This window comes from Acidovorax sp. SUPP950 (assembly GCF_030158935.1).
GTDB lineage: Bacteria > Pseudomonadota > Gammaproteobacteria > Burkholderiales > Burkholderiaceae_C > Paracidovorax.
The window spans coordinates 142,889-155,431 of sequence record NZ_BQXE01000007.1; the positions used below are offsets into that span (position 1 = coordinate 142,889).

Below are 12,543 nucleotides of genomic sequence, written 5' to 3' on the forward strand. Positions count from 1 at the left end.
GGGTTTTTGCGCCAGGTCCATGCCCGGCCCCAGCGGCCGGTTCATCCCTTTCAATCCGTGGCCGCATCCCCCAGCAGCCCCGCCGCGCCGGCCTCGGCCAGCCGGGTGACCAGGGGGTGGATCACCTTGCGCGCGCTGTAGATCAGGTGAAAGTGCTCGTGCACGTCCGCCGTGGTGCCCACCGGCTCCAGCCCGTAGGTGCGCTGCAGGTGCTCGCCCAGCAGCAGGGGCGCCGGCATCACGCCCATGCCGGCGGCGGCAAAGGTGCTGAGCAGGGCGCTGTCCTCGAACTCCCCGGCCAGCCGGGGGCGGATGCGCTCGCGCTCCAGCCAGTGGTCGATGCGCGCGCGCAGCGCGGCGTGGGCCGTGGGCAGGATCACCGGCACCACGGCCAGGCTGTGCGGAAAGTTCTGCGAGGCGGCGCGGGCCCACAGCGGCGGCGCATACCAGCCGATGGCGCTGGTGCCCAGCAACTGGCTGGTGGTGCGCAGGGCGGGGTTGGGCGGGGCGGAGCGGTCGGCCAGCACCGCATCGAGCTTGTGCAGCGCCAGTTCGGCCAGCAGGGGCTGGAATTCGCCGTCGTGGCACAGCAGGCGCAGGTGGGGCTCGTCCAGCACGGGGGTGAGCAGCCGGTGCACGGCCAGCTTGGCGATGCCGTCGGAGATGCCCAGGTTCAGCCGCACCGCCTGCCCGCTGGTGGCCTCGCGCACGCGCAGGGGCAACTGCTCGCCCAGCGCGAAGATGTGGTCTGCCTCGTGCAGGGCCGCCACGCCGGCATCGGTCAGCACAAGGTTGCGCCCTTCGCTGCGCAGCAGGGCCACGCCCAGGTTCTTTTCCAGGGAGCGCACCTGGGCGCTGATGGTCTGCACCGCCATGTCCAGCCGTTCGGCCGCCCGGGCCACGCCGCCTTCCTTGGCGACCACCCAGAAGTAGTACAGGTGGCGGTAGTTGAAGCTCTGGCTCATGGCGGGGCGGGCGGTGGGGAAAATGGAATGGTTCGGAAAAACCGAAGCAATGGTACCGGGAAGGCATCTTCTTTTCTGGCTGCGGCGGCCCCACAGTCCGGTTCGTTCTCCCTCCAATTACTTTTCCAACAAGCCATGAACCACCTGCAGCCCGTTTCCCTTGCGCCGCCTTCGGCATTCCCCCAACCGCCGTCGCCGCACGGCTTTCAACCGATCGGAGGCTAAAGCCATGGAAACCATTGGAACCTGGTGGATGTGGGCGGGTTTTGCCGTCTTCGTGGTCGTCGCGATCGGGATCGACCTGCTGGTCATGGAGCGCCAGGGGGCGCACAAGGTGACTACCAGGGAGGCCGTGGGCTGGAGCGTGCTCTGGTTCTCGCTGGCCTTCGTGTTCGTCGGCATTCTGTGGTGGTATCTCAACGGCTCGCAGGGCCGCGAGGTGGCCAACACGGTATCGATGCAGTTCATCACCGGCTACCTGGTGGAAAAAAGCCTGTCGGTGGACAACATCTTCGTGTTCCTGATGCTGTTCAGCTACTTCGCCGTCCCGGCGGAATACCAAAAGCGTGCGCTGATCGTCGGCATCATCGGTGCCATCGTGCTGCGCACCGTGCTGATCCTGGCCGGTGCCTGGCTTCTGGCCACGTTCCACTGGCTGCTGTACGTGTTCGGCGCCTTCCTCGTCATCACCGGCGTGAAGATGTGGCTGGCCGCGGGCAAGGAGCCCGACATCGCCACCAACCCGGTGCTGAAGTTCCTGCGGGGCCGCATGCGCATCTCCGACACGTTCGACGGCGAGAAGCTCACGACGATGATCGGCGGCGTCAAGCACTACACGCCGCTCTTCGTGGTGCTGGTGCTGATCGGCACGACCGACATCATCTTCGCGGTGGACAGCATTCCCGCGATCTTCGCCATCACGAACGATCCGTTCATCGTGCTGACCGCCAACATCTTCGCCATCCTGGGGTTGCGGGCGCTGTACTTCCTGCTGGCCGACCTGGCTAGCCGCTTCCACCTGCTGGCCTATGGCCTGGCCCTGGTGCTGGTGTTCATCGGCGCGAAGATGCTGCTGATCGACCTGTACAAGATCCCGATCGGCTATGCGCTGCTGGTCACCGCGGGCCTGATCGCCGGCTCGGTCGCCGCCTCGCTGTGGACCTCGCGCGGCCAGCCCCGCGAAACGCCCGCCTTGCCCCACGACCCCCGTTGATCAATCAGCCAAGGAGAGCCCTGCCATGTCCATGATCGAATTGATTTTGCTGTGCCTGCTGGCGACCCTGGTCATCACCACGTTCCTCGGCTGGCGCGCGGGCAACGAGCGCCGCGATGTGGGGCTGCTCGCGGGCCTGACCGCGCTGTGCGGCGTGGGCGCCGCAACCGCGCTGGTGGTCTGAGCGCACCACGGCACGCGGCCCGCCCGGGGCCGTGCTGCCATGCCCATTGCCGGCGGATGGCAGACCCGTCGCCGGCCCCGTCGCCGGCTTATGCCGGCGATTTGTATTTGATCGAGCAGCCGTAGGGCTGCGTGGTGGGCACTGCGATCGGCTTGCCCGCCAGGGCGTCGGCCAGGCCGGCCTTCACGTAGTTCGTGGCCTTCGGGATGTCGGCCGGGCGGGTCGAAGGAATGCTGTCGATGCCGCCCGCATACACCAGCGTGCCCTTGGGATCGACGATGTACAGGTGCGGCGTGGTGCGCGCGCCATAGGCATGGCCGGCGGTGCCTTCCTCGTCCAGCAGCAGGGCGGTGGGCACCGCCTTGCGCTCGGTGAACCAGGCGGCCAGTTGCGCGGGGGCCAGGTAGTCGCTGCTGGCCTTCTCGGTGGAGTTCACCGACAGCCACACCACCCCCTGGTCCACCGCGCCCTTTTGCGTGGCCGGCAGGTTGCCGCTGTCGTAGTGCTTGCGCACGAAGGGGCAACCCGGGTTGGTCCACTCCAGCACCACGTGCTTGCCCTTGAAGTCCGACAGCCGCACGGTCTTGCCGGTGGCGTCCTTCAGTGCGAAGTCGGGCGCGGGCTGGCCCACGGTGGCCGCCGCCTGGGCAGCGCCCGTGGCGAGGAAAAGGCAGGCGAAGAGGGTCCGTCGAAGCATGGCATTTCTCCTGTCGAAAGAACGAACGGGGCCGGGGCCCCCGGGGCGGCCCAGTGTCACCGAGCCTCCAGCGCGTCGCCACCCAAAACCCCCGTGCCGGAAGGGCGATGGGGCGCCTGCTGAACGAAGCGCTTACAGGCCGGCGATGGCCGCGCGCACTTCCTGCACGCCCAGGATTTCCGACAGCACCACGGGTGACCGGCCCGGCGCCTGCAGCACGTACACCGGCACGCCGCTGCGCCCCAGTTGCGCCAGCGCGGCGGTGATGGCGGGATCGCGGCGCGTCCAGTCGGCGCGCAGCAGGGCCACGTTCTTGGCGGCGAAGTCCTTCAGCACGTCCTCGTGCGCCAGGGTGGTTTTCTTGTTGTACTGGCAGGTCACGCACCAGGCGGCGGTGTAGTCCACGAACACGGGCTGGCCCTTGGCCACCAGTTCCTCGGGCAGGCCGGGCTGCCAGGGGCGCCAGCCGCTGGCAGAGGGCACCGCTGCGGCCGAAGCCGGCACGATTTCAAGCACTTTTGGTGCCCATGCCGTAGTCAAATATGCCAGGAGTGCTATCGAAATAGGAGCAATTGCCCAGCGGGTGCGCCCGGCGAGCGTGAGCGCCCAGACCGCCATGCTGAGCGTGACCAGCAGCGCCAGCAGGGCCGCCGCGCCGTCGATGCCGCTTTGCTGGCCCAGCACCCACACCAGCCACACCACGGTGGCGAACATCGGGAACGCCATGAACCGGCGCAGCGTGTCCATCCAGGCGCCAGGGCGTGGCAGGGCGCGCGCCACCGCGGGCACCCAGCTGGCGGCCAGGTACGGCAGCGCCAGCCCCAGGCCCAGCGCGCCGAACACCGCCAGCGCCTGCGCGGCCGGCAAGGTGGCCGTGAGGCCGAGCGAGGCGCCCATGAACGGCGCGGTGCAGGGCGAGGCCACGGCCACGGCCAGCATGCCGGTCAGGAAGGCATCCACCGCCGGGTGGCGGGCCTGCAGGCTGGCCACCGAACTGGGCAGGAAGCGCCCGAACTCGAACACGCCCGCGAGATTCAGCCCGATCACGGTGAACAGCGCCGCCAGCAGGGCCACCACGCCGGGCGACTGCAGCTGAAAGCCCCAGCCCACGGCCTCGCCCGCGGCGCGCAGCGCGAGCATGAGTGCGCCCAGCGCCATGAACGACAGCACCACGCCCGCCGTGTACGCCAGCCCGCCGATGCGGTGGGCGCGGCGGTGGTTCGCATGCTGGGCAAAGCCCACCACCTTGATCGCCAGCACCGGGAACACGCAGGGCATGAGGTTGAGGATCAGCCCGCCCAGCAGCGCGCCCGCCAGCGCCGCCAGCAGGGTGCCGAGCGGCGCGGCGGTAACGGTGGGCGTGGCCGGCGCGCCGCCGCCCTGGGCCGCGTTGGCGCGCAAGGCCGCCTCCAGCGCGGGCGAGACGCTGGCCATCGCCGCGAGCGGGGGCCAGCCGCCCTCCAGGGGCAGCTCGGCCCGCCAGCCCTGGCCGGCATGGGCCAGCACCACGGGCATGGGCGTGGGGCTGGCGCTGCGCTGCGGCGACAGCGGCACGCGCGCCGTCCACACGTCGCCCTGCCAGGCCTGCGTCCAGTCCGCCGCGGTTTCGATCACGCCGGTGGTTTCGGGAAAGAACTCCAGCGCCTTGCCGCGCAACGCGGCGGGCAGCCCGGCCACGGTGAGGGCGATGGCGTTGCCGTCCACGCGGGCGCTGCTGGCCGGGGCGCCGGCCGCGGGCGCCGGCAGCGGCTGGGGGTGCGCCTGCTGCGCGGCATCGAAGGCCCCGGCGCTCAGCGCCGTGGTGCTGCGGATCGGCAACTGCAGGGTGAAGTCGCCTTCTTCGGGGATGCATTCCTTGCGGCACACCAGCCACGAGGCGCGCAGGTGGAAGGTGGCGGTGCGCGCCAGCGGGCCGGGCGCGAACGCATCGGAGACGGCCATGGGCACCGGCAGCAGCACCGTGCCCTCGTAGCCGTAGTTGGCCAGGTTGCCGATGGGGATCTTGCGTGGCACGGGCCAGGCGATGTCGCCGGCCTCAATGCCAGCGGGCACCTGCCACTCCAGCTGCGTGGGCAGGCCCGAATCGCCCGAATTCATCCAGTAGGTGTGCCACTCGGGCTGGTGGGTGATCGACAGGCCCAGCCAGAGCGGCTTGCCCGGCGCCACACCCTCGGGGGCGTGGGCCACCAGCTCGGCCTGCACATGGGGGGTGGTGACGGTGCTGCTGCCGCTGCCGGCACCGGTGGTCTTGGGGCCCAATTGGGCCCCGGCGCCCATGTGGAAAGCGCTGACAGCTATCAAAAAAAGAGCGGGCAGCAAGCGCTGGAGCAGGCGGTGTGACATGTCGCAGGGTGGGAGCCGCAGCCCGGGGTTTGGTTCCTGGGCCGGTGTCAGGCGGCGAAGCCGAGCACCACACGGCGCGACAGGGCGCCTTTCTTCTCGATCTTGGTCACGACCACGGCGCCGATCTCGCCGGTGTGCGCCACGTGCGTGCCGCCGCAGGGCTGCAGGTCGATCTGCGGCGCGCCCGCCTCGCCGGTGCCACCCACGCGCACGGTGCGCACCTGGCCCGTGCCGCGCGGCGGCTGCACGCTCATGCTCTTGACCAGGGCGGGGTTGGCGTCCAGTTCCGCATCGGTGACGGTGCCCAGGGTGATGGCATGGCCTTCGGCCACCAGGCGCGCGATGCCGGCGGTCAGGGCGTCCTTGTCCAGCGCGCCGTCCATGTGGAAATCGAGCCGCGCGTAGTCGGGGGTGATCGAGCAGCCGTTCACGGGCTGCGCCACCAGGTGGCACAGCAGGTGGGTGGTGGTGTGAAAGCGCATCAGCCGGTGGCGGCGCTCCCAGTCGATGCGCGCGGTCACGGCCTCGCCCACCGTCCAGGGCGCGACTTCGCCCGGTGCGGGCACGTGCACGATGGCAGCCGTGGGCCGGCCTTCGGCATCCTTGCCCTTGCGCGTGTCGGCAATGGCGACGGTGCTGCCGTCCGCCCGCAGCAGCACGCCGCTGTCGCCGGCCTGGCCGCCCCCGAGCGGGTAGAACACGGTGCGGTCCAGCACGATGCCGCCGTCCGGCTGCACCGCCACCACGGTGGCCTGGCATTCGCGCAGGTAGGCGTCTTCGCGGAAGAGGTCTTGCGTGGCCAGCGTGGGGGTGGTCGCAGGGGGGGAGCGGTCGTCGGTCGTCATGGCCCGATGGTAACGGCGGCGCCTGCGGGAGCGCCCTCCGTGCGGCGCGCCGTGGGCGTGGCGTGCGCCGGCGTGCACACCGGCGCGGGCGGAAGGCCGCCCACCTCGGCGGGCGTGGCCACCGATTCGCCGGGCGGCAGCATGCGCGCCTGGCGCCAGCGGCCGAACCGGTAGTAGGCGATGGACATCAGCATGGCGCACAGCGCGCTGGCCGGAAAGCTCCACCAGATCGCGTCCGCGCCCAGCACCGGCTGCAGCCCGTACGCGATGGGCAGGCGGATGCCCCAGAGCGCCAGCCCGAGGATGATGAGCGGCGGCACCACCGCGCCCGTGGCCCGCACCACGCCCGACAGCACGAAGGTCACGCCGAAGAACAGGAACGACCCCACCGCGATGTGGTTCAGATGCCGGGCGGCTTCCAGCGAGGCGCTGCCCTCGGGCAAAAAGAGCGACAGCGCCATGCGGTCCAGCAGGATGAGCGGCGCGATCAGCGCGCCCGTGAGCAGAAAGTTGAACAGCGTGCCACTGCGCGCCACGCCGTCCACCCGGTCCCAGCGGCCGGCCCCCACGTTCTGCGCCGCCATCGACGAGCACGCGGCGCCGATGGCCATGGCCGGCATCTGCACGTAGGTCCACAGCTGCAGCGCCGCGCCATACGCCGAGGCCGTGACCACGCCCTGGGCGTTGACCATGCCCATCACCATGAGCATGGCCAGCGAGATCATCACCATCTGCACGCCCATCGGAATGCCCTTGAACACCAGCGCCCGCAGGATGGCGGGGTCGGGCACGAACAGGCGCCACTGCGCCCGGCCGATCCACAGTGGATGGCGTCGGTAGCGCAGCCAGGCCAGCAGTGCCGCGAAGCTCAGGGCATTGGCCACCAGCGTCGCCATGGCTGAGCCGGCGATCCCCATGCGCGGCACCGGCCCCAGGCCGAAGATGAGCAGCGGGTTCAGCGCCGTGTCCAGCACCACCACCAGCAGCAGAAAAAGAAACGGCGTGCGCGTGTCGCCCGCGCCGCGGAGCACCGCCGACACGAACGCGAACAGGTACAGCAGCGGAATCGCCAGGAACAGCGTGCGCAGATAGGCCTCGGCCAGCGGCAACGCGTCGGCTGGCGTGCCCATCCAGCCGAGGATTTCGCGCGACAGCGGCAGCCCCACCAGCGCGATGAGCACCGAGGTGCCCCCGAAGAACGTGGCGCAGGCCCATCACGCGCTGGGCCTGCGCCAGGTTCCTGGCACCCATGGCCTGCGCCACGAGGATGGTGGCCGCCATGCCCACGCCGAACACGGCACCGATCAGCAGGAAGAGGATGTTGTTGGCGTTCGCCGTGGCCGTGAGCGCCGCCTCCCCCAAATAGCGCCCCACCCAGATGGCGTTGATGGAGCCGTTGAGGGACTGCAGCACGTTGCCCGCGAGGATGGGCAATGCGAACACCAGCAGCGTGCGGCCGATGGGGCCTTGGGTCAGGTCGCGCGTGGGGGGCTTTGGCATGCGGCATGGTGCCAGCCGCCCGGGTGGCCCGGCTGTCGGCCGATGCCGGCACCCGCCATCAGAACCCCTGCAGCACGACCTTGCCGATGGCGCGGCCGCTCTCCACCAGCGCATGCGCCTGGCGCAGGTGGGCCGCGTCGATGCGCCCGCCGTCGGTGGTGAAGGTGCTGCGCAGGCGCCCGGCGTCCAGCAGGCGCGCCACTTCGGCCAGCAGCTCGCCCTGGCGGTGCAGGTCGGGCGTGCCGAACAGCGAGCGGGTGAACATCATTTCCCAGTGCAGCGAAATGCTCTTGCGCTTGAGCGGCATCACGTCCAGCGAGGGCATGTCGTCGATCACGGCGATCTGTCCCTGGGGCCGCACGCAGTCCACGTACTGCGCCATGTAGGCCGGCGTGTGGGTGAGGGCCGCCACATGGTCCACCTGCGGCACGCCCAGCGCGGCCAGTTGCGGGGCGAGCGGCTGGCGGTGGTCGATCACGTCGTGCGCGCCCATGTCCAGGCACCACTGGCGCGTCTCGGGACGTGAGGCGGTGGCGATCACGCGCAGGCCGGTCAACTGGCGCGCGAGCTGGATCAGGATCGAGCCCACCCCGCCCGCGCCGCCCACCACCAGCAGGGACTGGCCCGCCGCAGCGCCGTCGCCCGAGGGCACGCGCAGCCGGTCGAACAGGATTTCCCAGGCCGTGATGGCGGTCAGCGGCATGGCGGCGGCCTGCGCATCGGACAGCGTGGCGGGCGCATGGGCGGCGATGCGCGCATCCACCGTGTGCAGTTCGGCGTTGGAACCGGGGCGGTCGATGGCGCCGGCGTAGTACACCCGGTCGCCCACGGCGAAGCCCTGCACCGCGCTGCCCAGCGCCTGCACGGTGCCCACGGCGTCCCAGCCCAGCACCTTGGCCGCGCCGCCTTCGGGCGCCGCGCTGGCGCGCACCTTGGTGTCCACCGGGTTCACCGACACCGCGTGAACGCGCACCAGCAGATCGTGCTCGCCGGGGAGCGGCGCGGGAAGGTCCAGGTCCACCAGGGCTTCGGGGTGGTCGATGGCATGGGGGGCGTGGTAGCCGATGGCTTTCATGGGTGACTTTCTCTGAAAATAAATGGGAAAAACAGCGATGGATGCACTGTAGGTTGGCAAAATGGATTTGATAAGTCGGCTTGTATGCCTATCTCTTTCAAATGAAATTTGAAAATATCTCCGACCTGCGCGTGCTGGTGGAAACCGCCCGGGGCGGCAGCCTCACCGCCGCGGCGCGGGTGCTGGAAATCACGCCCGCAGCGGCCAGCGCCATGCTCAAGCGGCTGGAGGCGCAAGTGGGCGCGCGCCTGTTCGAGCGTTCCACCCGCGCCATGCGGCTCACCGACCAGGGGCAGACCCTGCTCGACTACGCGGCGCGGGCGCTCGAGCTGCTGGAGGAGGGCGCGAGCCAGGCGGCCTCGGAGGCCGGCGCGCTGCGCGGCACCGTGCGCGTGGCCGCGCCGTCGGACCTGTCGCGCAGCCTGCTGCTGCCGTGGTTCGACCGCTTCCTGCAGCAGCACCCGGGCGTGCACCTGGCCTTGTCGGTCAGCGACCGGGTGCAGGACGTGCGCCGCGATGCGGTAGACGTGGCCCTGCGCTATGGCGCGCTGGCCGACTCGCAACTGATCGCCCGGCCGCTGTGCATCACCCGGCGCGTGGCCTGCGCCGCACCGGCCTACCTGGCGCGGCGGGGCGTGCCCCGGCACCCCGCCGAGCTGGCGGGGCACGACTGCCTGACCCTGCACATCGCCGGCCGGCGGGAGGTGCGCTGGCATTTCGAGCGGGCGGCCGATGGCGAGGCGGTCTCGGTGGCCGTGGAGGGCGAGCGCAGCGTGGACGACGGCTCCATGGCCCATGAATGGGCGCTGGCGGGCGGCGGCATCGTCTACAAGTCGGCGATCGACGTGCGCGCCAGCCTGCGCTCGGGCGCCCTGGTCGCGCTGCTGCCCGACTGGCGGGGACAGCGCTATGCCCTGCACGCCGTGCTGCCCAGCCACCGGTTCGTGCCGGCGCGCGTGCGGGCGCTGGTCGATCACGTAGCGCAGTGCTGCGCGGCCCTGGTGGCCGAAGAGGCTGCGATGCCCGGCCATCCCGGCTGGGTGGCCCTGCCGTGACGCCGCGCGCCTTTCTTTGATGGTCGGGCCGCCATGCGCGCCCGGCCCCGGCGCCGATAATCCCCCCGCCCATGAATGCGCTGCGCACGCCCTTCCTCACCGCCCGCTGGGTGCTGGCGTGGTTCGCTTTGGCGCTGGGTGTGGCCGCGGTGTCGCCCCTGGTGCATCCGCAGTCGCTGATGGTGGTGTGCAGTGCCGCGGGCGTGTTCCAGCTCGTGGCGCAGGACGATGGCACCGCGCCCGATGGCGGGGGCCTGCACACGCTCGACTGCGCTCTGTGCCTGCCGGGCGGCGCCCCGCCGCCGGTGCTGCGGGTACGCGCCGCGCCGCCGCAGCCGCTGGCCCATGCCGTTCAACCCGTGGCGGCTGCGCGCATCGCCGCCCTGGTGGGCGCGCCACTGCCCGCACGAGGGCCTCCGTTCGTTTCGTGATGCCTTGAATCGTGCGCCGCACCCCGGGCCGGGCCCGGGGTGCGGCGCTTGGGCGAGCGCCTGGGCGCAGCCCTTCGGTTTTCTTTGCCCTCGCCCTGCATCGCCACGCACCGGCCGATGCGGGAGAGGGCCCACGGACGATGGCCATGAAACGACTTTCCTTTTCCTCGGGCGCTGCGCGCCACACCCTTGCGCTGGCCGCCGCCACGGCCCTCGCGGCCCATGCGCAACCCGCGCCCGGCGCCTCGGCAGAACCCACGGCCGATGCCGCCCTCACGCTCGGCACCGTGCAGGTGCAGGCCGCCAGCGCGGGCCCGCTGCCCGTGCGCAACGTGTTCAGCTCGGTCGACATCCTGGGCGCCAGCGTGCTGCAGGACCAGCATGTGGACCACGCCTGGGAATTGTTCGCGCGCGCGCCGGGCGTGCAGGTCACGCCGTTCCGCCAGGGCACCGATGCCGGGCGCTTCTCGATGCGCGGCTTCAACGGCGAGGGCCGCGTGAACGCCGTCAAGCTGCTGATCGACGGCATTCCTTCCAACGACAACGCGGGCGGCATGCCCTACCTCGACGCGGTCTTCCCCATCGACATCGAGGCCATCGAGGTGGTGCGCGGCACCAACGACCCGCGCTACGGGCTGAACAACATCGCGGGCAATGCCAACGTGGTCACGCGCACGGGCGGCAACGAGGGCCGCGCCATCGCCACGGTCGGCAGCTTCGGCACGCGCGAGGTGCAGGTGGCCAAGGGCATCGAGAGCGGCAACTGGAGCCAGAACTACACGCTGGCCTGGCGCGAGTCGGACGGCTACCGGGCGCACGCCGACGGCACGCAGCGCGCGCTGTCGGGCAAATGGTTCTACACCAGCGACGACGGGCGCTGGCGCACGGGCCTGACCGCCCGCTACTACCGCAACCGCGCGCTCGAATCGGGCTATCTCACGCGCGAGCAGGCCGAGGCCGCGCCGCGCTCGTCCCCCGCCTACGCCAGCGCCGACCGCAGCGAGCGCGAGACGGGCCAGCTCGCCCTGCACATCGACGGCGAACTGGCCGACCGCCTCTCCTGGTCCGCCAAGGCCTATGGCAATCATTACGAGAACCAGCGCTGGGTGCGCTTTTCACAGGCCGCCGTGCAGCAGGAGCGCGACAACGACGAGACACACCGGGGCGCCCTGACGTCGCTCACCTGGCGCCCGCGGGTGGACTGGGCGCACGAGTTAACGCTCGAAGGCGGTGTCGATGCCCAGTGGCAGAGCAACGCCGCGCAGCGCTACCGCACCATCGAGCGCGTGCGGACCTCGACGTTTCGCGACTGGAACTTCGACCTGGACACGCGCGGCGCGTACCTGCAGGCGGTGGTGCGGCCCGTGGCGGCGCTGAAGATCGTGCCCGCGCTGCGGGTCGACCGCATCGGCGGGCATTTTTCCGACGGGCTCGCGGGCACCAACGCGCCCGTGCACGACTACGGCACCATTCGCCAGCCCAAGCTCAGCGTGGCCTACGCGCTCTCGCCCGACACCAGCCTGTACGGCAACTGGGGTCGCACCTTCCAGATCGGCACGGGCATCGATGCCTACCGCACGCAGTCGCGCAACCTCGATCCCTCGATCAACGACGGCTGGGAGGTGGGTGCCAGGTTCCGCCCGCTGCCCTGGCTGGAGGCGCGCGCGGCGCTGTGGCGCCAGCGCGCCTCGGGCGAGGTGGCGCGCGTGCTGGGGGTGGATGGCGTTCCCGATCCCGGGGGCCTCGGCAACGTGGGCCGCACGCTGCGCAAGGGCTACGACCTGCAGCTCAACGCGCAACTGCACGCCCGCTGGACCGGCTGGCTGGCCTATTCGCGCCAGGTGGCGCGCATCACCACGCCCGACCCGAGCGCGCCCGCCACGGCGGGCCGCGAGGTCGAGAACGTGCCGCACCACCTGGCGACCGCCGGCATCACCTACCGCGCCAGCGAGCAATGGGAGCTGAGCGCCTCGGCCAGCGCGCAGGGCGACTACTTTCTGGACCGCACCAACACGCAGGGCCGCGCTGGCCGCTACGCGCTGCTGAACCTCGGCGCCACCTGGCGCCTCACGCCCGAAATGGACGTGTCGGTGCAGGTGAAGAACGCCACCCACCGCCGCTACGTCTATGCGTGGTACGACAGCGGCTCGTCGGGCTATTCGCCGGGGGATGGCCGCAGCGTGTCGACCTCGCTCGGCTGGCGGTTCTAGGCGCCACGCGGGCCGCCCCAGAAAA

The 12,543-nt window shown here is 71.0% G+C and carries 10 protein-coding genes and 1 pseudogene; 5 read left to right on the top strand and 6 right to left on the bottom strand.

Going from position 1 to position 12,543, the window contains the following annotated elements; genetic code table 11:
- Positions 1-50: 50 nt before the first annotated feature.
- The gene (locus AVME950_RS21495; protein WP_284431366.1) at positions 51-965 is read right to left on the bottom strand and encodes a LysR family transcriptional regulator; all 915 of its coding nucleotides are present in this window, start codon (positions 963-965) and stop codon (positions 51-53) included.
- Positions 966-1,194: 229 nt separating this feature from the next.
- Between AVME950_RS21495 and AVME950_RS21500 the strand changes: the two genes are divergently transcribed.
- Positions 1,195-2,178, top strand: a complete 984-nt coding sequence (locus tag AVME950_RS21500) for a TerC family protein (RefSeq protein ID WP_284431367.1) — start codon at positions 1,195-1,197, stop codon at positions 2,176-2,178.
- 25 nt (positions 2,179-2,203) lie between these two features.
- Positions 2,204-2,362, top strand: coding sequence for a hypothetical protein (locus tag AVME950_RS21505; RefSeq protein WP_284431368.1), 159 nt, complete (start codon positions 2,204-2,206; stop codon positions 2,360-2,362).
- A gap of 88 nt (positions 2,363-2,450) precedes the next feature.
- Here the strand turns inward: AVME950_RS21505 and AVME950_RS21510 are convergent, their stop codons facing one another.
- The 5 genes and pseudogenes from AVME950_RS21510 to AVME950_RS21530 form a co-directional block, all read right to left on the bottom strand.
- Positions 2,451-3,059 (bottom strand): thioredoxin family protein, encoded by a 609-nt coding sequence (locus AVME950_RS21510; protein ID WP_284431369.1) that lies wholly within the window; start codon positions 3,057-3,059, stop codon positions 2,451-2,453.
- A gap of 132 nt (positions 3,060-3,191) precedes the next feature.
- Positions 3,192-5,402, bottom strand: coding sequence for a protein-disulfide reductase DsbD family protein (locus AVME950_RS21515; RefSeq protein ID WP_284431370.1), 2,211 nt, complete (start codon positions 5,400-5,402; stop codon positions 3,192-3,194).
- A 47-nt stretch (positions 5,403-5,449) separates the two neighbouring features.
- Positions 5,450-6,247, bottom strand: a complete 798-nt coding sequence (locus AVME950_RS21520) for an alanyl-tRNA editing protein (RefSeq protein ID WP_284431371.1) — start codon at positions 6,245-6,247, stop codon at positions 5,450-5,452.
- Positions 6,248-6,289: 42 nt separating this feature from the next.
- Positions 6,290-7,747 (bottom strand): annotated as a pseudogene (locus AVME950_RS21525) (MATE family efflux transporter); the annotation flags it as partial.
- 58 nt (positions 7,748-7,805) lie between these two features.
- Positions 7,806-8,822 carry a zinc-binding alcohol dehydrogenase family protein gene (locus tag AVME950_RS21530; protein ID WP_284431372.1) on the bottom strand — a complete coding sequence of 339 codons (1,017 nt, stop codon included), beginning with the start codon at positions 8,820-8,822 and terminating at the stop codon, positions 7,806-7,808.
- 101 nt (positions 8,823-8,923) lie between these two features.
- Here AVME950_RS21530 and AVME950_RS21535 point away from each other — a divergent pair, with 101 nt between their 5' ends.
- The 3 genes from AVME950_RS21535 to AVME950_RS21545 all read left to right on the top strand — a co-directional run bounded on the left by AVME950_RS21535 (position 8,924) and on the right by AVME950_RS21545 (position 12,518).
- A complete protein-coding gene (locus AVME950_RS21535) occupies positions 8,924-9,877 on the top strand; it encodes a LysR family transcriptional regulator (protein WP_284431373.1) in 954 nt (317 codons plus the stop codon).
- 71 nt (positions 9,878-9,948) lie between these two features.
- A complete protein-coding gene (locus tag AVME950_RS21540; protein ID WP_284431374.1) occupies positions 9,949-10,308 on the top strand; it encodes a DUF2946 domain-containing protein in 360 nt (119 codons plus the stop codon).
- Positions 10,309-10,454: 146 nt separating this feature from the next.
- Positions 10,455-12,518 carry a TonB-dependent receptor gene (locus AVME950_RS21545; protein WP_284431375.1) on the top strand — a complete coding sequence of 688 codons (2,064 nt, stop codon included), beginning with the start codon at positions 10,455-10,457 and terminating at the stop codon, positions 12,516-12,518.
- Positions 12,519-12,543: the final 25 nt, after the last annotated feature.